This is a genomic window from Pseudomonas sp. RA_15y_Pfl2_54, from assembly GCF_963971015.1.
Lineage (GTDB): Bacteria > Pseudomonadota > Gammaproteobacteria > Pseudomonadales > Pseudomonadaceae > Aquipseudomonas > Aquipseudomonas baetica_A.
Genome location: NZ_CAXAPN010000008.1, coordinates 135,024 through 156,347, shown reverse-complemented (window position 1 = coordinate 156,347; position 21,324 = coordinate 135,024). Strand labels below are relative to the sequence as shown.

20 protein-coding genes are annotated in these 21,324 nt (G+C 59.3%); all 20 read left to right on the top strand.

The features are described 5' to 3' along the window. Positions 1-7: 7 nt before the first annotated feature. The 20 genes from AACY50_RS08545 (at position 8) to fliE (ending at position 21,316) form a co-directional block, all read left to right on the top strand. Positions 8-745, top strand: a complete 738-nt coding sequence (locus AACY50_RS08545) for a cephalosporin hydroxylase family protein (protein WP_339432624.1) — start codon at positions 8-10, stop codon at positions 743-745. A gap of 55 nt (positions 746-800) precedes the next feature. Next, on the top strand, positions 801-3,716 hold the full coding sequence (locus AACY50_RS08540; RefSeq protein ID WP_339432623.1) for a TIGR00180 family glycosyltransferase: 2,916 nt from the start codon (positions 801-803) through the stop codon (positions 3,714-3,716). Positions 3,717-3,746: 30 nt separating this feature from the next. Beyond that, positions 3,747-4,748 (top strand): UDP-N-acetylglucosamine 4,6-dehydratase (inverting), encoded by a 1,002-nt coding sequence (gene pseB, locus AACY50_RS08535; protein ID WP_339432622.1) that lies wholly within the window; start codon positions 3,747-3,749, stop codon positions 4,746-4,748. Continuing rightward, positions 4,745-5,902 (top strand): UDP-4-amino-4,6-dideoxy-N-acetyl-beta-L-altrosamine transaminase, encoded by a 1,158-nt coding sequence (gene pseC, locus AACY50_RS08530; RefSeq protein ID WP_339432621.1) that lies wholly within the window; start codon positions 4,745-4,747, stop codon positions 5,900-5,902. The genes pseB and pseC overlap by 4 nt, the downstream gene beginning before the upstream one ends. A gap of 31 nt (positions 5,903-5,933) precedes the next feature. Then, positions 5,934-6,554, top strand: coding sequence for a pseudaminic acid biosynthesis-associated methylase (locus AACY50_RS08525; RefSeq protein WP_339432620.1), 621 nt, complete (start codon positions 5,934-5,936; stop codon positions 6,552-6,554). Then, positions 6,551-7,246, top strand: a complete 696-nt coding sequence (gene pseF, locus AACY50_RS08520; protein ID WP_339432619.1) for a pseudaminic acid cytidylyltransferase — start codon at positions 6,551-6,553, stop codon at positions 7,244-7,246. The genes AACY50_RS08525 and pseF overlap by 4 nt, the downstream gene beginning before the upstream one ends. Then, the gene (pseG, locus tag AACY50_RS08515; RefSeq protein ID WP_339538441.1) at positions 7,243-8,748 is read left to right on the top strand and encodes a UDP-2,4-diacetamido-2,4,6-trideoxy-beta-L-altropyranose hydrolase; all 1,506 of its coding nucleotides are present in this window, start codon (positions 7,243-7,245) and stop codon (positions 8,746-8,748) included. Before pseF ends, pseG begins: the two co-directional genes overlap by 4 nt. After that, positions 8,741-9,793 carry a pseudaminic acid synthase gene (pseI, locus tag AACY50_RS08510; protein WP_339538440.1) on the top strand — a complete coding sequence of 351 codons (1,053 nt, stop codon included), beginning with the start codon at positions 8,741-8,743 and terminating at the stop codon, positions 9,791-9,793. Before pseG ends, pseI begins: the two co-directional genes overlap by 8 nt. Before the next feature lie 231 nt (positions 9,794-10,024). Next, positions 10,025-10,951: a ketoacyl-ACP synthase III gene (locus AACY50_RS08505; RefSeq protein WP_339432616.1), complete on the top strand. Its 927-nt coding sequence runs from the start codon at positions 10,025-10,027 to the stop codon at positions 10,949-10,951. A gap of 87 nt (positions 10,952-11,038) precedes the next feature. Next, on the top strand, positions 11,039-12,328 hold the full coding sequence (locus AACY50_RS08500; RefSeq protein WP_339432615.1) for a motility associated factor glycosyltransferase family protein: 1,290 nt from the start codon (positions 11,039-11,041) through the stop codon (positions 12,326-12,328). Then, positions 12,325-12,591 (top strand): hypothetical protein, encoded by a 267-nt coding sequence (locus tag AACY50_RS08495; RefSeq protein WP_339432614.1) that lies wholly within the window; start codon positions 12,325-12,327, stop codon positions 12,589-12,591. Before AACY50_RS08500 ends, AACY50_RS08495 begins: the two co-directional genes overlap by 4 nt. Before the next feature lie 242 nt (positions 12,592-12,833). Next, on the top strand, positions 12,834-13,694 hold the full coding sequence (locus AACY50_RS08490; RefSeq protein ID WP_339432613.1) for a flagellin domain-containing protein: 861 nt from the start codon (positions 12,834-12,836) through the stop codon (positions 13,692-13,694). A 73-nt stretch (positions 13,695-13,767) separates the two neighbouring features. After that, on the top strand, positions 13,768-14,124 hold the full coding sequence (locus tag AACY50_RS08485) for a flagellar protein FlaG (RefSeq protein WP_339432612.1): 357 nt from the start codon (positions 13,768-13,770) through the stop codon (positions 14,122-14,124). 82 nt (positions 14,125-14,206) lie between these two features. Continuing rightward, positions 14,207-15,655: a flagellar filament capping protein FliD gene (gene fliD, locus AACY50_RS08480; protein WP_339432611.1), complete on the top strand. Its 1,449-nt coding sequence runs from the start codon at positions 14,207-14,209 to the stop codon at positions 15,653-15,655. A gap of 129 nt (positions 15,656-15,784) precedes the next feature. After that, complete coding sequence (gene fliS, locus AACY50_RS08475) at positions 15,785-16,183, top strand: flagellar export chaperone FliS (RefSeq protein WP_141128979.1); 399 nt, start codon at positions 15,785-15,787, stop codon at positions 16,181-16,183. Between the two features lie 11 nt (positions 16,184-16,194). Further along, positions 16,195-16,491: a flagellar protein FliT gene (locus tag AACY50_RS08470; protein ID WP_339432610.1), complete on the top strand. Its 297-nt coding sequence runs from the start codon at positions 16,195-16,197 to the stop codon at positions 16,489-16,491. Positions 16,492-16,663: 172 nt separating this feature from the next. Beyond that, on the top strand, positions 16,664-18,139 hold the full coding sequence (locus AACY50_RS08465) for a sigma-54 dependent transcriptional regulator (protein ID WP_221731983.1): 1,476 nt from the start codon (positions 16,664-16,666) through the stop codon (positions 18,137-18,139). Between the two features lie 110 nt (positions 18,140-18,249). Next, positions 18,250-19,461, top strand: a complete 1,212-nt coding sequence (locus tag AACY50_RS08460) for a sensor histidine kinase (protein WP_401136345.1) — start codon at positions 18,250-18,252, stop codon at positions 19,459-19,461. Between the two features lie 5 nt (positions 19,462-19,466). Next, entirely contained in the window at positions 19,467-20,858 is a 1,392-nt protein-coding gene (locus tag AACY50_RS08455; protein WP_339432670.1) for a sigma-54-dependent transcriptional regulator, read from the top strand. Positions 20,859-20,986: 128 nt separating this feature from the next. Next, positions 20,987-21,316 (top strand): flagellar hook-basal body complex protein FliE, encoded by a 330-nt coding sequence (gene fliE, locus AACY50_RS08450; protein WP_221731982.1) that lies wholly within the window; start codon positions 20,987-20,989, stop codon positions 21,314-21,316. The last annotated feature ends 8 nt before the right edge of the window (positions 21,317-21,324 follow it).

Below are 21,324 nucleotides of genomic sequence, written 5' to 3'. Positions count from 1 at the left end.
TTTGAATATGACCGACAACAGCATCAATCAAGCCTTCGAAGCCGAATGCCGTGAGCAGATCGCCCAGCAGGGTGACGACCAGAAACTCACTGGCCTGGCCCGTGATTTCTTCAACGAATCGGCCAAACACAAGTACAGCTACCACTTCTCGTGGATGGGCCGCCCGATCATCCAGTTGCCTCAGGACATGATGGCAATGCAGGAGATCATTTGGCAGGTCAAGCCGGATCTGGTCATCGAATGCGGCATCGCCCACGGCGGTTCGATCATCTACTACGCCTCATTGCTGGAGCTGCAGGGTCACGGCGAAGTACTGGGCATCGATCTCGACATTCGCCCACACAACCGTGAAGCGATTGAAAGCCACCCGATGGCCAAGCGCATCAAAATGATCGAAGGCTCGAGCATCGACGCGGCCATCGCTGCCCAGGTGCAAGCCGCCGCCAAAGGCAAGAAGGTCATTCTGGTACTGGACTCCAACCACACCCACGATCACGTCCTCGAAGAGCTGCGCCTGTACGCACCGCTGGTGTCGGTCGACAGCTACTGTGTGGTCATGGACACCGTGGTCGAAGACATGCCCGCCGATTTCTTCCCGGATCGTCCATGGGGTCCGGGCGACAATCCGAAAACCGCGGTATGGAAATACCTGGAAGAGAACAAGGATTTCGAGATCGACCAGCAGTTGCAAAACAAACTGTTGATCACCGTGGCGCCGGACGGCTATCTGCGTCGCGTTCGTTAATTCGCAACATCACCAAAGCGTTATCTCGGCGAGTCGCCGGTTGTGGAGAGAAGTTATGCAAGGCAAGTACAGTTCTGAACTGGCGCTACCGCTCAACGAGCTGTTGACCGTGGTGCTGATTACTCACAATCGGCCGGCGTTTCTGCGCCGGGCGGTGAAGTATTACAGCAGCTTGCCCTGCCGGATCATGGTGCTGGACTCCACACCCGAGCGGCCGGAAGGGGATTTTTCCGCTGTCGATTACCATCATGTGCCGCAATTTGCCTACTGGGGCATGCAGGCCAAACTGGCTTATGGTGTGGAGCAACTGACCACGCCTTACATGGTGCTGGCGGCTGACGATGACTTCATCCTGCACGACTCCCTGGCTGAGTCCGTTGGCTTCCTGCATGCCAATCCGGATTACGGCATGTGCCACGGCTATTGCCTGATGTACCTGACGTTGGCCGGTGGCGTCAGCTACTACCGCCGCGACAAGAAGGTCCAGGAAGACTACTGCGCTGAAAAGGCTGAGGATCGGGTCATCGATTACATGCGTCAGTACATCCCGCCGTTTTACGCGGTGACCCGTACTGACCTGATGAAGAAATGGCACTCGGCGCTACCGCCGGGCACCAGTTTTCAATGGCAGGAAATCGGCCATGTCTACTACCTGCTGGCCAGTGCCAAGGCGCGGATTCTGCCAATGCCTTATGTGGTACGGGAGATCAACTATGGTGCGTCCGAACACAGTACCGAGGTGTATCACTCGCTGACCTACGTCGATGCCAAGTCAGTAGCCGAGCGTGAAGCGTTTGCCGAGTTCCTCGCCGCGCTGCCGACCGACGTCAAGAATCTCGACGCCGAGCAGGGCAAGGCGTTCGCCCTGCGAAGTTTCGAAGCGATGGTCGACAGCCTGCAATCGGGCCGGGCACTGACGGCGGAACTGATCATCCAGTCCACCTGGAATCAGGAACTCAAGCAGCCGGATCGCCGGTTCGGGCCATTGCAGTACGTCGAAATGCCGTTCTACAACGAGGCGTTCTTCGACCGCCTGGCGCAGTTCGAATTCATGCTGCACGCCATGCCGGCGGGGCGCATCCAACTGGAAGGGCTTGAGGGCGTCTGGACCCGTCAGGCGCACTTGCTGCAAGCACGCAACAACGACACGCCGGAGAGTGTGCTCGACCGTCTCTGGCAGGCCCATGACCTGAATGCGTTCAACCGTACCGTGGTCAAGCGTCTGGCGACGCAACTGGTGTCGATGGGCGAAGCAGAAGAAGCCCGGGATATGCAGGCATGGATCGAGCGCCTCGAAGCTTTGACCATCGAAGATCATCATGCAGTCATGGAAAAGATGCAGTCCGGTCGCCTGCTCAAATGGCTGGCCGCACGCGCACCAGACGAGCAGCAGGTCGCGGCAATCAGCCAACATCTGGCGGAGAATGGCGGTGGCCCGCAGTTCGGCATTTTTCTGCTGGATCTGGATGGCGACATTGACAAGATTCAGGTCTCTCTCGACAGCTTGCTGGAAGGGCAGTGCAAGGCCTTCCGGATTGTCGTGTTCACCACCGGCGAAGCACCGGCCGCAACCACCTCACAGAACACCCTGCACTTTGTCCGGGTGACACCGGGCAATCTGGTCGACAAGCTCAATCAGAGTGCGCGTCAGTCGCCGTGCGACTGGTTGCTGCTGGCAGAGGCTGGTGATGAGTTCACCGCCAGTGGCCTGCTGCGTGCCAGTCTGGAACTGATGAACGCCGGCGATTGCCGTGCAGTGTCCACGGACGAAATCCAGCGCCAGGAAAACGGTGTACTGGTGGACGTGTTCCGACCAGGTTTCAACCTCGACCTGTTGCTGAGCCTGCCAACCCTGATGGCGCGGCACTGGTTGGTCCGCCGCGATGCGCTGGTGGAAATCGGAGGTTACCGCGCCGACTTCAGCAAGGCGCTGGAGCTTGATGTGCTGTTGCGCCTGATCGAAGAGCATGGCCTCAACAGCCTGGCGCACCTTGATGAGCCGCTGCTGATTACCCAAGCCCCAGAACTGGCAGAGAATCCTGACGAGCGTCTGGCGTTGCTGCGTCATTTGGGCAATCGCGGCTACAAGGCCAAGGTCACTTCTGCGGTACCCGGGGTTTACCAGATCGACTACCACCACAGTGATCGCCCGCTGGTGTCGATCATTATTCCGGCCGGTAACAATCTGGCGGTGCTGCAACGTTGCCTCGAAGGCGTGTTGTTGCGCACCCGTTATCACCAATATGAAGTGCTGATCGCCGCCGCGGCGGATCAAACGGCAGAGCTCAATGACTGGCTCGGCACCTATCAGCACTCCAAAGTCCAGGTGCTGCGCACCGATCGGGCGTTCAGCGAAACGGCGTTGTTCAACGCGGCCAGTCGTCAGGCGCGGGGCGAGTATCTGGTGTTGCTGGCTGCTGATGCAGAAGTGGTCAACCCGAACTGGCTCGACTCACTGCTCAACCACGCCCTGCGTCCGGAGGTCGGCGTGGTCGGTCCGAAACTGATCGACCGTGATCGCAAGATCAGTCAGGCCGGCCTGATCCTCGGCATGAACGGTGGCGTCGGTTCGGCTTTCGTCGGTGAGAAACACGACGCTGACGGGTACCTGCATCGCCTGACGGTGGAACAGAACTATTCGGCGGTATCGAGCGTGTGCCTGATGGTCCGCAAAGAACTGTTCGACGCTTTGGGGGGGCTGGACGACAGCGCCTTTGTTGATGGTTTCAGCGATGTCGATCTGTGCCTGAGCGCGGGGCAGGCCGGTTATCTGACCGTCTGGACACCCGCGGTGCAGGTCATCCATCAGGGCGAGTTGCCGCAGGCACCGAAAGCGCTCGCGGCTCTGATGGAAAAATGGGCAGCCGCTTTCGCCCAGGATCAGGCCTACAACGCCAACCTGAGCCTGCACGGCAAAGGTTACGTGCTCACTGACAGCCCTGCGCTGGATTGGGCACAGTTGCTCGCTTAAGCCTGCCGGACAGGGAAGAGGAATCAATACATGTTCAACGGAAAATCGATCTTCATCTCCGGCGGCACCGGCTCGTTCGGGCGCAAATTCATCGCCCGTCTGCTTGAGCAATACCAGCCCAAGCGCGTGGTGGTGTTCTCCCGTGACGAGTTGAAGCAATACGAAATGCAGCAGACGTTCAACGCACCATGCATGCGTTACTTTCTCGGTGACGTGCGCGACGCCGACCGCCTGCGTCAGGCCATGCGCGGCATCGACTACGTGGTGCACGCGGCGGCGCTCAAGCAGGTGCCGGCGGCGGAGTACAATCCGACCGAATGCATCCGCACTAACGTCAATGGCGCGGAGAACATCATCGCCGCCGCCATCGACAACGGCGTGAAAAGGGTTGTGGCGCTGTCCACCGACAAGGCCGCCAGCCCGATCAACCTGTACGGTGCGACCAAGTTGCTCTCGGACAAGCTGTTCGTCGCCGCCAACAACATTGCCGGCGAACAACAAACCCGTTTTGCCGTGGTGCGCTACGGCAACGTGGCGGGCTCGCGGGGGTCGGTGGTGCCGTTCTTCAGCAAGCTGATTGCCGACGGTGCGCAGCAGTTGCCGATTACCGACGAACGCATGACGCGGTTCTGGATTACTCTCGACCACGGCGTGCAGTTTGTCCTCGATAGCTTTGCGCGCATGCACGGCGGTGAGGTGTTCGTGCCAAAGATCCCGTCGATTCGCATCGTCGATCTGGCGCGGGGCATGGCTGAACACTTGCCGCACAAGAACGTCGGTATTCGCCCCGGCGAAAAGCTCCATGAGTTGATGGTGCCGCTGGACGATGCGCGGATGACCCTGGAGTTCGAAGACCACTACACCATCCAGCCGTCGATCCGCTTTACCAGCGTCGATGTCGATTTCTCCATCGACAAGCTCGGCGAACGTGGCCGGCCAGTGAGTGAAGATTTCGAATACCGCTCCGACACCAATCCGCACTACCTCTCGGTCGGGCAAATCGCCGAGCTGCACGCGAAGTTGTCGGCATGATTCCCTACGGTCGCCAGAGCGTTGATCAGGCGGACATCGATGCGGTGGTCGAGGTGCTGCAATCGGACTGGCTGACCCAGGGTCCGAGCATCGAGCGCTTCGAGCAGGCGATGGCCGAACGTTGCCAAGCCGACTTCGCGGTAGCGGTGAGTAACGCCACGGCGGCGCTGCACATCGCCTGCCTCGCTGCCGGCCTTGGTCCGGGCGATCGCTTGTGGACCACGCCGAACACCTTTCTGGCCTCGGCCAACTGCGGGCGCTATTGCGGCGCCGACGTGGATTTCGTCGATATCGATCCGCTGACGTGGAACCTCGATGCCTTCGCCCTCGAAGCGAAGCTCGATCAGGCCGAGCAGGACGGCACGTTGCCCAAAGTGCTGGTGGCGGTAGCGTTTTCCGGGCAGAGCTGCGATATGCGCAAGATTGCAGAACTGGCCGAGCGCTATAACTTCACCGTGATCGAAGATGCCTCGCACGCCGTGGGCGCCCGCTATGCCGGGCGTCCGGTGGGTTGCGGGGAGTTTGCGGCGATGACCGTATTCAGTTTCCACCCGGTGAAGATCATCACCAGTGGCGAAGGCGGCATGGTGCTGACCAATCGTCCGCAACTGGCCGAGCGCTTGCAACGCCTGCGCAGCCACGGCATGACCCGTGACCCGCAACAGATGAGCGAACCCAGTCACGGCCCGTGGTATTACCAGCAGATCGAGCTGGGCTTCAATTACCGGATCACCGATTTGCAGGCGGCGCTGGGCCTGTCGCAACTGAACAGGCTGAATGGGTTCATCGCCCGTCGCCGCGAACTGGCGGCGCGCTACGACCGTTTGCTGGCGTATCTGCCGCTGACCTTGCCTAGCGCGCAGCCGGAGGCGGAGTCGGCGTGGCACCTGTACGTGGTGCGCTTGCAGACCGAGCGCATCGGTCTGCCCCACCGTCAGGTGTTCGAAGGCTTGCGTGCCGCCGGCATCGGCGTGAACCTGCACTATATTCCTGTGCATTTGCAGCCGTACTATCGCGACCTGGGTTTTGCCGAAGGTGACTTCCCCGAAGCCGAGCGTTATTACGCCGAGGCGATCAGCCTGCCGCTGTATCCGTTGCTCAGTGATGAGCAGCAGGATCATGTGGTCGAGCAATTGCGCCGGCTGACCGAATAAATCCCGCTACGGCGGCGAGTGAGACTGTGTAATGCGTGATCTGAGTGAGCAGGAAAAATTCTGGCAGGGCGATTTCGGCAATCAGTACGTCGATCGCAACGTCGGTCAGCCGCTGGTCGCGGCCAACCTGGCGTTGTTCGCCAAGGCCCTGAGCCGCGCAGGGCGCATCGACAGCGTGGTGGAACTGGGCACCAATGCCGGCAACAACCTGCAGGCGCTGCATCAACTGCTGCCGCAAAGTGAACTGTTCGGGGTCGAGATCAACGAAAGCGCCTGCGCTCAGGCGCGGGCACTGGGTATCGCGCAGATCTGGCACGGCTCGCTGTTCGACTTTCCCCGCGAGCGCAGTTACGACCTGACCCTGAGCAAAGGCGTGTTGATCCATCTGGCGCCGGAGTTGCTGCCGACTGCCTATGCGCAGCTGTACGCGTTGAGTCAGCGCTACATTCTGATCGCCGAGTACTACAACCCGGCGCCGGTGGAAGTGTCTTATCGCGGCAACAGCGGCAAACTGTTCAAGCGCGATTTCGCCGGGGAAATACTTGATCGCTATCCGGATCTGCAACTGCTCGATTACGGTTTCGTCTACCACCGCGATCCGCAGTTCCCGGCGGACGATGTCACCTGGTTCCTGCTGGAAAAACGCCCTTGAGCAACGTCGCAATCATCCCGGCGCGCGGGGGCAGCAAACGCATCCCGCGCAAGAACCTGTTGCCGTTCGACGGCGTGCCGATGATTGTCCGTTCGATCCGTACGGCGCTCGACAGTGGCCTGTTCGAACAGGTCGTGGTCAGTACCGACGACGCCGAAATTGCCGAACTGGCGCTGGCCCATGGCGCGCAAGTGCCGTTCTTGCGTCCGGCTGAACTGGCGAATGATTTCACCGGCACCGCTGCGGTGATCACGCATGCCTTGCAGCAGCTCCCGGCCTTCGATTACGCCTGCTGCGTGTACGCCACCGCGCCCTTGTTGCAGGCGCGCTTTCTGCGTCAGGGCTTAGGGTTGCTGCAGCAGCATCCGCAGAAGTCGTTTGCGTTTTCCGTGTGCAGCTTTGGTTTCCCCGTGCAGCGGGCGCTGACGGTGGACGGGCAGGGTGCGCTCACTGCGTTGTACCCGGAATTTCGCGATACCCGCTCGCAGGATCTGCCCGAAGCGTTTCAGGACGCCGGCCAGTTCTACTGGGGCCTTAGCGAGGCTTGGCTGCGCGGTGAGGTGCTGTATTCCCCCGCGAGCCTGCCGGTAATTGTGCCGCGGCATCTGGTGCAGGACATCGATACGCTGGAAGACTGGAAACGCGCCGAATACCTCTACGCCGCGCTCAAGGCCGGCGGAGAGCTTCAATGAGAGTGCTGATCCGCGCTGACGCCTCGCCGACCATCGGCAGTGGCCATATTGCCCGTTGTCTGACGCTGGCGCGGGTGCTGCGCAAGCAGGGTAGTCATGTCGCGTTTGCCTGCCGGCGGTTGTCGGGGCATCGGCTCAATTCGCTGAGCGATGAGGGTTTTGAAACCTTCGCGTTACCGGACTTTTACCCCGACGAAGACCCCCAGCAGGCCATCGAATCGATGCTGCCGTGGCAGGCCGATATCGATGCATTGGCATCGTTGCTGGAGGGGCATACCGGGTTCGACTGGATCATCGCCGACCATTACGGCCTCGATCATCACTGGCAAACTGCGGCCCGTCGCTGGGCGCCACGGATCGCGGCGGTGGACGATCTCGCCACCCGTCATTACAGCGTCGATCTGCTGCTCAATCAGAATCTGTCCGGAGTCACCGAGAACTACGCGCCGCGGCTGCCCGCCGATTGCCGCATTTTGCTCGGTCCACGCTACGCCATGTTGCGTGAAGAGTTCGTGTGTCCGGCCATCGAGATCAAACCCAAGGCCCGTCGGGTGCTGGTGAATTTTGGTGGTTTCGATGTGGCGATGCAGACTCATCACGCGATGCTCGCGCTGCAGGATTTCACTGATCTGGAAGTGGATTTCGTCGCCGGTGCAGACAATCCGGCCTGGGAGCAAATGCAGGCACTGGCCGAAACACGGCCGCACTGGCGCCTGCACAGTTTCGTCAGCGATTTCCAGCAGCGCATGATCGGCGCCGATCTGTTCATCGGCGCCGGTGGCGGCACCAGTTGGGAGCGCGCGGCCCTGGGCCTGCCAACCCTGTGCATCGCAGTGTCGAACAATCAGCAGGCCAACGGCGAAGTGATGGCGGCGGCGGGGGCGCATGTGTTCATGGGCGCCCGTGAGCAGGTCAGCGTCGAACAACTGCGCGACGCCATCGGTTTTGTCGTCGACAATTTTTATCTGCGCCAGAGCTTGTCGGAACGTTCGCGGCAACTGGTGGATGGGCGCGGTGCGTTGCGGGTGGCGGCGGCGTTGGCCGGTGCGGTGCTCAAGCTGCGCACGGCGACGCTCGATGATGCGCACTTGCTGTTCGACGGGCGCAATGCCGAGACTGTGCAGTGCTGGTCGCTGGACAGCGGCGCGATCGCGTGGCCGCAGCATTTGCACTGGCTGAATGGGAGCCTGCGCAATCCGCATCGCTTGCTATTGATCGCCGAGGCCGATGACGGTCCGGTCGGCGTCTTGCGTTATGACCTGCGTGGCTTTGAGGCCGAAGTTTCGCTCTACCTGCTGGAGGGACGGTTCGGTCTTGGCTGGGGCAGGGCGCTGCTGGCGCGAGGTGAGGTGTTCGTCCTTGCACACTGGCCGCAGTTGAGATCCATTACGGCGCAGGTCCTGCCGGACAATCGTCCCTCTTTGAATGTGTTTAGTGACGCCGGATTCACCCAAAGTGCCTGCGCGTTCACCAAGGTTTTGAAGGATCACCGCGATGAGTAGTTTCAAAATTGGCGAGCGTCTGATCAGTGCCGATGCGCCGCCATTCATCATTGCCGAAATGAGCGGCAACCATAACCAGTCGCTGGCGGTGGCTCTGCAGATTGTCGAGGCCGCCGCCAAGGCAGGCGCCCATGCCTTGAAGTTACAGACCTACACGGCGCAGACCATGACTCTGGATCTGGCCGAGGGTGAGTTTTTCATCAAGGAACCAAACAGCTTGTGGGCCGGTACTTCGCTGTACGATCTGTACGAGAAGGCCCACACCCCGTGGGAGTGGCACGCGCCGATTTTTGCCCGGGCCAAAGAGTTGGGCATGCTCGCGTTCTCGACGCCGTTCGATGCCACGGCGGTGGACTTTCTCGAAAGCCTCGATGTGCCGGCGTACAAGATCGCCAGTTTCGAAAACACCGATCTGCCGTTGATCCGCCGTGTGGCTGCGACCGGCAAACCGCTGATCATCTCCACCGGCATGGCCAGCATCGCTGAGCTGGATGAAACCGTGCGCGCCGCCCGCGAGGCCGGGTGCAAGGATCTGGTGCTGCTCAAATGCACCAGCACTTACCCGGCGACCCCGCTCAACAGCAATGTGCGTACGATCCCGCATCTGCGGGAATTGTTTGATTGTGAAGTGGGGCTTTCCGATCACTCCATGGGGTTGGGCGTATCGGTGGCCGCCGTGGCACTCGGGGCGACAGTGGTGGAAAAGCACTTCACCCTCGACCGTTCGGCAGGTGGTGTGGATGCCAGTTTCTCGCTGGAGCCCACAGAGCTGGCCAGTCTGGTCATCGAAACCGAGCGTGCCTGGCAGGCCATGGGGCAGGTGCATTACGGCGTCACCGAAGTCGAACGCAAGTCACTGGTCTATCGGCGCTCTCTATATGTGACTGCCGACATGGCTGCCGGCGAAGCCTTTTCCGGTGACAATCTGCGCGCCATTCGGCCCGGCCTTGGCCTGGCGCCCAAGCACGCCGATGCTGTCCTCGGGCGTCGTGCTCGCGCACCGATCAAGCGTGGTACGCCGCTGGATTGGTCGTTGGTCGAATAACCCAATCTGCATCCGATTCGGCAAAATAGCGTGACCTGCGAGTCATAACGCGCATCTTCACTGTACTGTATTGTATTGAGCGGGGAGATGGCGCCTGGCCGTGTATCGGTTTCAGTGACAGCCCTATGCGCTCCCCGTGGCTGCCCGTTGTGGCAGCCATTTTCTGTTTGTCGGCGCCCCTCGAATCCTTGCGAGCGGTGGTTTTGGGCTGTTTTATATTGGGAAGCCGTAATGATTGGCATAAAAAGCATTGCGAGCTACGTTCCTGTAGCCGGCGTGGACAATTACGCACAAGGTGCAAAATTCGAGAAGGATGAAGAATTCATCCTCGGTAAAATCGGTTCGGCCTTCCTGCCGCGCAAAGATGCTGAACAGGAAACCTCCGATCTGTGTGTGGAAGCGGCCAATGCGCTGTTTGCCAGCAACCCTGAACTGAAGCGTGAATCGATCGACGCACTGATCGTCGTCACTCAGAACGGTGACGAAGAAGGCCTGCCGCATACTGCTGCAATCGTCCAGGACAAACTCGGTCTGCCGACTAATGTCGCGGCGTTCGATATTTCCCTGGGCTGCTCCGGTTACGTCTACGGCATCTATGCGATCAAGGGCTTCATGGAAGCCGCCGGCCTGAAGAACGGCCTGCTGATCACCGCTGACCCGTATTCGAAAATCGTCGACCCGGAAGACCGCAACACCACCATGCTGTTCGGCGATGCCGCCACCGCTACCTGGATGGGCGAAGACCCTGCCTGGGCGCTGGGCAAGGCGAAGTTCGGCACCGACGGTTCCGGTGCGCCGCACCTGAAAGTGACCGATGGCGTGTTCTTCATGAACGGGCGTCAGGTGTTCAACTTCGCGCTGCTCAAAGTCCCGGCGCACTTGCATGAACTGCTCGACGATTCCGGCCTCAAGGCGGACGACATCGACGCCTTCTGCATTCACCAGGGCAGTGCGGCGATTGTCGATGCGGTGGCCCGGCGTTTCGAAGGTGAGCCTGAGAAGTTCATCAAGGACATGGTCGAGACCGGCAACACCGTGTCGTCGAGCATTCCGTTGCTGCTGGAAAAACATGCCCTCGACTCGCAGTGGCAGCGCGTTGCGCTGAGCGGTTTCGGGGTCGGTCTGTCGTGGGGGTCGGCGATCATCTATCGTCCATGAGCCAAGCAAAAAACGGCGGATACAAAAATAGCGTTCAAGGTTACCCTTGAACGCTATTTTTTTGCCTGAAAGGGAGCGCGAGGCGCCATGAAGGAGTTTTTTCAAGCCAATGCCGAGGTGTTGCAGCGGCGCTGGCCGGCGCTGTTCGAGCGACTGCTGGCTGAAGACAGTGCGGCCCTTGCAGCTCAGTTGATTGAGGGGCTGGGCTCGACGCTCAGCATTAATGGCGTTCAACTCACTAGCCGTCACGATCGCCTCCAGGAGGCGCATACTCAGGCGGCCAGTCTGCCGGACAAGGCGCAATTACACGTCTACGGCACCGGTCTCGGTGATTTACCTGCTGTGCTGCTTGAGCGTGACCGATTGCAACGTTTGTACGTGCATATCCTCAATGGAGCGTTGTTCGCACTGGTGGTGCAATTGCTCGATCAGCGCGGATGGCTGGAAGATCCACGCGTCGAGTTATTTTACGCCGCTGATCATCTGGACTTTTTCACGCCGTTCTTCGCGCTGCCTGCCGAGATGCTGCTGGCCGATGATTACAACGCCAAGATCCGCGATCGGTTGGTGAACGAAGTCCATCTGAGGTTCAACAATCGCGAGTTCGACGCGCAGTCGCCGTTCATTCAACAGCGTCTGCAGGATTGCCTGCCAGTGCTGCTGGGTGATGACGATGTGGCGCAGTTATTCGGTACCTGCACCGATCGCGAGATCTACGTGATCGGCACCGGACCGACCCTGGAAGGGCACTTTGAACGATTGGCTGCGCTGCGGGCTCAGGCTCAGCGCCCGCTGTTCATTTGTGTCGACACGGCTTATCGGCCGTTGATTGAGCGCGGGATCGTGCCGGATCTGGTGGTGACCATTGATCAGCGGATCAGCTTGCGTCATTTGCCGTTCGAGGCGTCCGACGGTATCGCGCTGGTGTATTTGCCCATGAGCGACCCCGAGGTTTTGCGGGCCTGGAAGGGTAAGCGCTATGGCAGTTACTCGGCCAGCCCGGTGTATGCCGGGTTGCGGGAGCAGCATCCGCGGGCATTGCTGCATGTCGGTGGAAGCGTGATTCACCCGGCCGTTGATCTGGCGGTGAAAATGGGCGCGTCTCGTCTCACGCTATTTGGCGCCGATTTCGCCTTTCCGATGAACAAGACCCACGCTGGCTGGAGCGATGGCGATCTGGGGCCTGGGGTCAGTCAGGCGCGGCACTGGGTGCGCGACGGGTATGGCCAGCGAGTCAGCACCCAGCTCAACTTCCGCGGTTACCTGTGCGTGCTGGAGCGTTACATCGCTGCGCATCCGCACGTTGAGTTTTTCAATAGCAGCAGGGCGGGTGCGCTGATCGCCGGAACGCAATTCAATCAGGAGTTCGTGCAATGACGGCGATGCAAAAGTGTATCGGCGAATGCCGTCAGTGTGCTGGTCTGTTTCGGCTGGGGCGGGATGTCGAGGCGGGGTTGAGCATGGTCGATGTCTTCGAAGGTGCGCAGCAGTTGCTGCTCTCGGCGCCTGCCGATGTCCAGCAAATGTGGGCGCAGGTGCTCACGCAAATGCTCGATTGTCAGGAGCGCCAGGACTGGTTGGGACTGGCCGACTATATGGAGTACGAACTGCTCGACTTGCTGGAAAGTGTCTTGGTCTGAGCCCGGCGACTGCGCTGGCCCGCAGGTTTGCGCCGAAGTCGGTTTTATGACGTCATTTTTTCGCGGCTCAATTACTGCTAAGTCTTTGTTTTCTCGGGGGTGGCAGGGTGATGGCAAATTTTTTTCAAAAAGCCCTCAAGCAACCTGCAATCCCGACGATAACTATTACGAAGGTTCTCTAGGCCATACCCGGCGGTTGCCAGGGCCGGAAGCCGCAGTACCCAACCAACGAGGAATTCGTCATGGCTTTAACAGTAAACACCAACACCACATCGTTGAACGTTCAGAAAAACCTGAACCGCGCTTCCGACGCTCTGTCGACTTCGATGCAGCGCCTGTCTTCCGGCCTGAAAATCAACAGCGCTAAAGACGACGCTGCTGGCCTGCAGATCTCGAACCGTATGTCTTCGCAGATCCGTGGTAACACCCAAGCTATCCAGAACGCCAACGACGGTATCTCCGTTGCTCAGACCGCTGAAGGCGCTCTGCAAGCTTCGACCGACATTCTGCAGCGTATGCGTGAACTGGCTGTTAAAGCACGTAACGGTACCAACGGCACTGCTGACCAGACCGCTACCAACGCTGAATTCGCTCAGATGTCTGACGAAATCACCCGTATCTCCGCTGCTACCAACCTGAACGGCAAAAACCTGCTGGACGGTTCGGCTGGTACTGTGACCCTGCAAGTGGGTGCAAACACCGGTTCGGCTAACCACATCGACCTGGTACTGAGCTCCAAGTTCGACGCCGTCAGCCTGTCCGTAGGTAGCGGTACTGTAGTTCTGACCGGTACTTCGGGTACTGGTGCTGGTTCTGCTTCGGACAACATCGATAACGCGATCACTGCAATCGACGCCGCTATCGCTGCAATCGGTGCAACTCGTGCCAGCCTGGGTGCTTCGCAAAACCGTCTGACCAGCACCATCCAGAACTTGCAGAACATCACCGAGAACACCACTGCTGCACAAGGTCGCGTACAAGATACCGACTTCGCCGCAGAGACTGCTAACCTGACCAAGCAGCAAACCCTGCAACAGGCTTCGACCTCTGTTCTGGCTCAAGCCAACCAACTGCCTTCCGCTGTACTGAAGCTGCTTCAGTAATTTCGGATAGAGTTTGGGCGGGGGGGTGCGCTGGTCGTGCTCTCTCGCCTTTTTACGTCAAGAGGTGATGGGTATGGACATGAGCTTAAAGCTTAACGTGTCTTATCCGGTTCCCAAGCCAGTAACGCCGGTCGCTGACAAACCGTCAGAGACGCCTGAAGTTGCCAAGACTGAAGCGCCGGTCGTTGCGAAGAGTCAGGGTTCGGACGACGCCAAGTTGAAACTGGCGGTGCAGGAGATCGAAAAGTTTGTACAGTCGATCAAGCGCAATCTGGAGTTTTCCATCGATGAACACTCCGGAAAGGTCATCGTCAAGGTGATCGCAAGCGAGACGGGTGAGGTCGTTCGACAGATTCCCTCCGCAGAAGCCCTCAAGCTGGCAGACAGTCTTGCCAATGCGAGCCACGTTCTGTTCGATGCCAAAGTCTGATAGCTGGCATGAATAATGTTTGTACGTTCTCAGGACGCGTGTAACGGTCAAAAGAATGGCAACAATCTGAAGGGAGATGCACATGGCAAGTCCAATTCTACCGGGTTCCGGACTGGGTTCCGGCCTGGACATCGGCGCGATCGTGACCGCGCTGGTCAACGCCGACAAGTCTGCCAAGCAGACGCAGATCGACACTCAGACGAAAACTAACTCGCTGAAGATTTCCGGTGTCGGTTCGCTGAAAAGCGCACTGGCGGCGTATCAAAAGGCGATGACCGACCTTAATAAAGCGTCGAGCCCGGCATTTGCCGGTTTTACCGCAACGTCGGACACACCAACGATTGTTGGTGCGACATCGGACAAAACGGCTGTACCGGGTACTTACAGCGTTGTTGTGAAGAACCTGGCCACCGGCTCGAAAGTGGCCAGTGCCGCATTTGCCGGCGGTGCCGCCAGTGCCATTCCGAGTGGTACTCTGAAAATCAGTCAGAATGGCATTGATTACAATGTTGCGGTTCCGGCCAATGCCACCTTGCAGTCCACGCGGGACGCGATCAACACGGCGCAGGCCAGCAACGGTATTTCCGCCAACATAGTGACCGACAGTAGCGGTTCTTCGCGCCTGGTGCTGAGCTCGAACAAGACTGGCGCCGGCATGGACCTGCAGGTCAGCGGTATCGCTGGTCTTGAGATCGATGGCACCCAGGAAATGGGTGACAATCCGGCGGCAGGCGCTTCCGGGGCGGTTGGTAAGGTGGCCAAAGATGCCAACCTCACCATTGACGGGCTGGCGGTCAGCAGCAAGACCAACACGGTGACGGGCGCAATCAGCGGTATGACGCTGAATCTGGTTGCTGCGAGCCCTGTCGTCAACGGCACGGCAACCCCGGCGACGGTTTCGGTTGCGACCAATACCGCCGGTATCCAGGCGTCGCTGCAGACGTTCATCGATGCCTATAACACCCTGAGGAAAACCGTCGACACGCTGTCCAAGGCGACGCCGGACGCCGATGGCAAGCTGACCGTTTCATCGGCTTTCACCGGTGACGCGTTGCCGCGCTCGTTGATGGCAGATGTGCGTGCTCAACTGACTGATCCGGGGGCTGGTGGTCAGGGGCAATTGTCCGTACTGTCGCAGATGGGTGTTCTGACTGACAGCAAAACCGGTTTGCTGGCGCTCGACACGGCGGTGTTCAACAAGCGTATGGAACTCCCGGGCATGGCCGGTCAGGTTCAACAGCTGTTCAGTGGTACCGACGCCAAAAACGGTCTGTTGGCACGCATGAACGCGGCGGTTGATCCGTACGTCAAGACCGGTGGCCTGCTCGATCAGCGCAGTTCCAACCTGACGAACCTCACCACTGCCCTGCAAAAGCAGCAGACGGCCCTGGACTTGCGCGTCGATAACCTGACGAAGACGTTGACGGCCAAGTACAACGCAATGGACCTGCTGGTCGGGCAGATGAAAGCAACGGCAAGTAATATCACGTCGTTCTTCAGCTCCCTGAACGCTCAGCAGTCCGCGAAGTAACAGGCGGTAACGACAAAAACCCGGCTACGCTTTATCGGCGTGCGCCGGGTTTTTGTCTTTTGATCTAAAGTTCTGTGATTCGTTGGCGATAAACTGGTTATACGAGTCATTGTGGCAATGAGGTAGAACATGAATCCGATGTTAGCCCTTCGGCAGTACCAGAAAGTCGGCGCACACGCTCAGACATCCGAAGCGAGCCCGCACCGTCTGGTGCAAATGTTGATGGAAGGTGGACTGGCCCGTATCGCTCAGGCCAAAGGCGCCATCGAGCGCAAGGACATTCCTGGCAAGTGCACTTCGATCAGCAAGGCGATTGGCATTGTCAGCGGCCTGCGCGAAGGCCTCGATCTGGAGAATAGCGCAGACACCCTGGCTGATCTGGATGGGCTGTATATCTACATGATGAAGCGCCTCGCCGAGGCGAACATCAGCAGCGATCCGCGCATTCTCGATGAGGTTGCAGGCTTGCTGGGTACGGTGAAAGAAGGCTGGGATGCCATTGCTCCTGTGCCGGCACCGCAGTTCTGAAGGAGATCGTCATGAGTCTAGTATTGCAGCGAATCGCCGATACCCGTGAAGCGTTGGTCACTGCGCTGGCCGAACGCAACTGGGAAGCCATTGGCGAGCTGGATCTGGCGTGCCGTTCCTGCATGGAAGACGTCATGGCTGAAGCTGCTCTGGATGAAGACGCGTTGCGCAACAATCTTGAGGAGTTGCTCCATGTCTACAAGGCGCTTCTTGAGGCGGCGATGGGTGAGCGGCAGGCGATAGCCAGCGAAATGTCGCAGATCACCCAAGCGCAAAAGGCGGCAAAGGTTTACCATCTGTTTGGTTAATTGACCCCCAGTTAATCCAGGCATGTGCGCCATAAATTTGACTGTGCACGGTTTTTTGACTTAACTAGTGGCTGTTTTCAGATTTCAGGCGTCTACAGGCACATGGTGTCCTGCAAGCGTCTCGCTTGCCCCTTATTTTGGGCATTGAGTTGACTAGGGAAGTTGCTATTGCATGTGGCGTGAAACCAAAATTCTGCTGATCGATGACGATAGCGTCCGCCGCCGCGACCTGGCGGTGATCTTGAATTTTCTCGGCGAAGAAAATTTACCCTGCGGCAGCCATGACTGGCAGCAGGCGGTCGGCTCTTTGTCGTCTAGTCGTGAGGTCATTTGCGTACTGATCGGGACGGTCAATGCTCCTGGTGCGCTTTTTGGCTTGCTAAAGACACTCGCAACCTGGGATGAGTTCCTTCCGGTTTTGCTGATGGGCGATAATTCTTCCGTCGACTTGCCTGAAGACCAGCGTCGCCGCGTGCTTTCGACCCTCGAAATGCCGCCGAGCTACAGCAAGTTGCTTGACTCGCTGCACCGCGCCCAGGTCTATCGCGAAATGTATGACCAGGCCCGCGAGCGCGGTCGTCATCGAGAACCCAATCTGTTCCGCAGTCTCGTCGGCACCAGCCGTGCGATCCAGCACGTGCGTCAGATGATGCAGCAAGTGGCCGACACCGACGCCAGCGTGCTGATCCTCGGCGAGTCCGGCACCGGCAAGGAAGTGGTCGCGCGTAACCTGCATTACCATTCCAAACGTCGTGACGCGCCGTTCGTACCGGTCAACTGCGGGGCGATCCCGGCAGAGTTGCTGGAAAGCGAACTGTTCGGTCACGAGAAGGGCGCCTTCACAGGTGCCATCACCAGCCGAGCCGGCCGTTTCGAACTGGCCAATGGCGGCACGCTCTTCCTCGACGAAATCGGCGACATGCCGCTGCCGATGCAGGTCAAGCTGCTGCGCGTGTTGCAAGAGCGTACGTTTGAGCGCGTGGGCAGCAACAAGACCCAGAGCGTTGACGTGCGCATCATCGCCGCGACCCACAAGAACCTCGAAAGCATGATCGAGATCGGTACTTTCCGCGAAGACCTCTACTATCGCCTGAACGTGTTCCCGATCGAGATGGCGCCGTTGCGCGAGCGCGTCGAAGACATTCCGCTGCTGATGAACGAACTGATTTCGCGCATGGAGCACGAAAAACGCGGTTCGATCCGTTTCAACTCGGCGGCGATCATGTCGCTGTGCCGTCACGCCTGGCCGGGCAACGTCCGTGAGCTGGCCAACCTGGTGGAGCGCATGGCGATCATGCATCCGTACGGGGTGATTGGTGTGGTCGAATTGCCGAAGAAGTTCCGCTACGTCGATGATGAAGACGAGCAAATGGTCGACAGCTTGCGCAGCGATCTCGAAGAGCGCGTGGCAATCAACGGCCATACGCCAGACTTCACCGCGAACGCCATGCTGCCGCCAGAAGGCCTGGACCTGAAGGACTACCTTGGTGGTCTCGAGCAGGGCCTGATCCAGCAGGCGCTCGACGACGCCAACGGCATCGTGGCGCGGGCTGCCGAGCGCCTGCGCATTCGGCGTACCACGCTGGTGGAAAAGATGCGCAAATACGGTATGAGCCGGCGCGATGGAGACGAACAGGCGGATGATTGACGCCTGTTTTTCAACCTCTTCATTTATAAGCAGTTTTTTTTAGGCACGGGTATTGCTACATCCCTCGCAACGTTCCGTTTCACTGACGGTCAGCAAAGCGAGAGATCACAATGCCCCAAGCCGCCCAGATGTCTTCTGCCTCCAGTCCCGAGGGGCAACCGCCCTCCGTAGAGCAGGCAAGCCGACAGGGTCTTGAGCAGGCCTTCGCGCTGTTCAGTCAGATGTCCAGTCAGTTGACTGACTCCTACAGCATGCTTGAAGCGCGGGTTACCGAGCTCAAGGGTGAGCTGGCCGTGGTCAGCGCTCAGCGCATGCAGGAGCTGGCGGAAAAAGAGCGTCTGGCCAATCGTCTGCAAAACCTCCTGGATCTGTTGCCCGGCGGCGTCATCGTGATCGATGGCCACGGCATTGTGGTCGAAGCCAACCCGGCGGCCATCGAGTTGCTCGGTTTGCCACTGGAGGGCGAACTGTGGCGCCATGTCATCGCGCGTTGCTTCGCCCCGCGTGAAGACGACGGTCACGAAATCTCTCTGAAAAACGGTCGGCGCCTGTCGATTGCCACGCGCTCGCTGGATGCCGAGCCGGGGCAATTGGTGCTGCTCAACGACCTGACCGAAACCCGTCACCTGCAGGATCAACTGGCGCGCCATGAGCGCTTGTCTTCGCTGGGGCGCATGGTGGCCTCGCTGGCTCACCAGATCCGCACGCCGCTGTCGGCTGCATTGCTCTATGCCAGTCATTTGACCGAGCAGGAGCTGCCGGTCGCCACCCAGCAGCGTTTTGCCGGGCGCCTGAAAGAGCGTCTGCATGAGCTGGAGCATCAGGTGCGCGACATGCTGGTGTTCGCTCGTGGTGAATTGCCGCTGACTGATCGCCTTACGCCCAATGCCTTGATGCAATCGTTGCAAGCGGCCGCGTTGACCCATGTGCAGGATTTGCCCATTCGCTGGCAGTGCGACAGTCATGTCGGCGAGTTGCTGTGCAATCGCGACACGCTGGTCGGGGCCCTTTTGAATCTGATCGAAAACGCGATTCAGGCCAGCGCCGCCGTTGTGCGCTTGAAAGTGCATTGCTACACCCGCGACAACACGCTGCGGTTGTGCATCAGCGACAGCGGCAGCGGCATCGAACCGTCGGTGCTGGAACGCCTCGGTGAACCGTTTTTTACCACCAAAGTCACCGGCACAGGCCTCGGTCTGACCGTGGTCAAGGCTGTGGCCCGGGCGCATCAGGGAGAATTGCAGCTGCGTTCGCGTGTCGGGCGCGGCACGTGCGCGCAGGTGATCCTGCCGCTGTTTTCCGCTGTACAGGGAGCTGAGTGAGCATCATGGGTATCAAGGTTCTGCTGGTCGAGGATGACCGTTCGTTGCGTGAGGCGCTGGCCGATACACTGCTGTTGGCCGGTCATGATTACCACGCAGTCGGCAGTGCTGAAGAGGCGTTGACGGCGGTGGCGCGCGAAGCGTTCAGTCTGGTGGTCAGTGACGTCAACATGCCAGGCATGGACGGTCATCAATTGCTTTCGCTGCTGCGCGCCCGCCAGCCGCAATTGCCGGTGTTGCTGATGACGGCGCATGGCGCCGTGGAGCGTGCCGTCGATGCGATGCGCCAAGGCGCCGCGGATTATCTGGTCAAGCCGTTTGAGCCTAAAGCGTTACTCGATCTGGTGTCGCGCCATGCGCTGGGCAGCCTCGTTACCGGCGACGTCGAAGGCCCGATTGCTGTCGAACCGGCCAGCGCGCAGTTGCTCGAACTGGCCGCGCGGGTCGCGCGCAGCGATTCAACCGTGTTGATCTCCGGCGAGTCCGGCACTGGCAAAGAGGTGCTGGCACGCTACATTCATCAGCAATCCCACCGCGCCAATCAACCGTTTATTGCGATCAATTGCGCCGCGATTCCCGACAACATGCTTGAAGCAACGTTGTTCGGTCACGAGAAGGGCTCATTCACGGGGGCAATTGCGGCGCAGGCTGGCAAATTCGAACAGGCCGACGGCGGCACGATCCTGCTCGACGAAATCTCCGAGATGCCCCTCGGTCTGCAGGCCAAGCTGTTGCGTGTGCTGCAAGAGCGCGAAGTCGAGCGAGTCGGTGCGCGCAAGCCGATCAGCCTGGATATCCGGGTGGTGGCCACCACTAACCGCGATCTGGCAGGTGAGGTGGCGGCGGGGCGATTCCGTGAGGATCTTTTCTACCGCCTGTCGGTTTTCCCCCTGGCCTGGCGTCCACTTCGCGAGCGCACTGCCGATATCTTGCCGCTGGCTGAGCGGTTGCTGGCCAAGCACGTCAATAAAATGAAGCATGCCGCGGCGAAACTCTCGCCCGAGGCGCAAGCATGCCTGACCGGATATCCATGGCCGGGCAACGTGCGTGAACTGGATAACGCCATTCAGCGTGCACTTATTTTGCAGCAGGGCGGTTTGATTCAACCGCAGGATTTCTGCCTGGCCGGTGCCGTGACGTTCGCCGCTTTGCCGGTGGCAGCGCCAGCGCCACAAATGATTCGTGAAGTTGAAATCGACGCGGATTCGGCCGGCGCCTTGGGCGATGACCTGCGTCGCCGGGAGTTTCAGATGATCATCGATACCCTGCGCACTGAGCGTGGGCGACGCAAGGAAGCGGCGGAAAAACTCGGCATCAGTCCGCGCACCTTGCGTTACAAGCTGGCGCAAATGCGCGATGCGGGGATGGATGTCGAAGGCTATCTGTTCGCCACTTGATCTGAACCGCAACGCTTTGAAAACGCTTTTCTCAAAAGGCTGCCCCTGAGCTGGCACCCTTGTTGCTAACACCTGTGTACCCGCCGAGTGAGTGTCAAAAAATTGCGGGCCGCCAAAGAGAGTAGACCATGAGCCAAGGTATTGAATTTAATCGGTTGATGATGGACATGAAGGCCATGAAAATGGATGCCATGTCTGCGCCGAAATCGACAGCCGCTGTCCCTGAACTGGCTGGCAGCAGCTTTTCCGACATGCTCGGTCAGGCGATCAACAAAGTCAGCGATACCCAGCAGGCGTCGAATCAGTTGGCTAACGCTTTTGAAATCGGTAAAAGCGGCGTCGATCTGACGGACGTGATGATCGCTTCGCAAAAAGCCAGCGTGTCGTTCCAGGCTCTGACCCAGGTACGCAACAAACTGGTTCAGGCATATCAAGACATCATGCAGATGCCGGTTTAAGGACGAGA

What these genes read in the sequence shown, in the direction of transcription:
- AACY50_RS08545 (WP_339432624.1), top strand. Translation starts at nt 8, where the DNA reads ATGACCGACAACAGCATCAATCAAGCCTTCGAAGCCGAATGCCGTGAG.
- AACY50_RS08540 (WP_339432623.1), top strand. Translation starts at nt 801, where the DNA reads ATGCAAGGCAAGTACAGTTCTGAACTGGCGCTACCGCTCAACGAGCTG.
- pseB (WP_339432622.1), top strand. Translation starts at nt 3,747, where the DNA reads ATGTTCAACGGAAAATCGATCTTCATCTCCGGCGGCACCGGCTCGTTC.
- pseC (WP_339432621.1), top strand. Translation starts at nt 4,745, where the DNA reads ATGATTCCCTACGGTCGCCAGAGCGTTGATCAGGCGGACATCGATGCG.
- AACY50_RS08525 (WP_339432620.1), top strand. Translation starts at nt 5,934, where the DNA reads ATGCGTGATCTGAGTGAGCAGGAAAAATTCTGGCAGGGCGATTTCGGC.
- pseG (WP_339538441.1), top strand. Translation starts at nt 7,243, where the DNA reads ATGAGAGTGCTGATCCGCGCTGACGCCTCGCCGACCATCGGCAGTGGC.
- pseI (WP_339538440.1), top strand. Translation starts at nt 8,741, where the DNA reads ATGAGTAGTTTCAAAATTGGCGAGCGTCTGATCAGTGCCGATGCGCCG.
- AACY50_RS08505 (WP_339432616.1), top strand. Translation starts at nt 10,025, where the DNA reads ATGATTGGCATAAAAAGCATTGCGAGCTACGTTCCTGTAGCCGGCGTG.
- AACY50_RS08500 (WP_339432615.1), top strand. Translation starts at nt 11,039, where the DNA reads ATGAAGGAGTTTTTTCAAGCCAATGCCGAGGTGTTGCAGCGGCGCTGG.
- AACY50_RS08495 (WP_339432614.1), top strand. Translation starts at nt 12,325, where the DNA reads ATGACGGCGATGCAAAAGTGTATCGGCGAATGCCGTCAGTGTGCTGGT.
- AACY50_RS08490 (WP_339432613.1), top strand. Translation starts at nt 12,834, where the DNA reads ATGGCTTTAACAGTAAACACCAACACCACATCGTTGAACGTTCAGAAA.
- AACY50_RS08485 (WP_339432612.1), top strand. Translation starts at nt 13,768, where the DNA reads ATGGACATGAGCTTAAAGCTTAACGTGTCTTATCCGGTTCCCAAGCCA.
- fliD (WP_339432611.1), top strand. Translation starts at nt 14,207, where the DNA reads ATGGCAAGTCCAATTCTACCGGGTTCCGGACTGGGTTCCGGCCTGGAC.
- fliS (WP_141128979.1), top strand. Translation starts at nt 15,785, where the DNA reads ATGAATCCGATGTTAGCCCTTCGGCAGTACCAGAAAGTCGGCGCACAC.
- AACY50_RS08470 (WP_339432610.1), top strand. Translation starts at nt 16,195, where the DNA reads ATGAGTCTAGTATTGCAGCGAATCGCCGATACCCGTGAAGCGTTGGTC.
- AACY50_RS08465 (WP_221731983.1), top strand. Translation starts at nt 16,664, where the DNA reads ATGTGGCGTGAAACCAAAATTCTGCTGATCGATGACGATAGCGTCCGC.
- AACY50_RS08460 (WP_401136345.1), top strand. Translation starts at nt 18,250, where the DNA reads ATGCCCCAAGCCGCCCAGATGTCTTCTGCCTCCAGTCCCGAGGGGCAA.
- AACY50_RS08455 (WP_339432670.1), top strand. Translation starts at nt 19,467, where the DNA reads ATGGGTATCAAGGTTCTGCTGGTCGAGGATGACCGTTCGTTGCGTGAG.
- fliE (WP_221731982.1), top strand. Translation starts at nt 20,987, where the DNA reads ATGAGCCAAGGTATTGAATTTAATCGGTTGATGATGGACATGAAGGCC.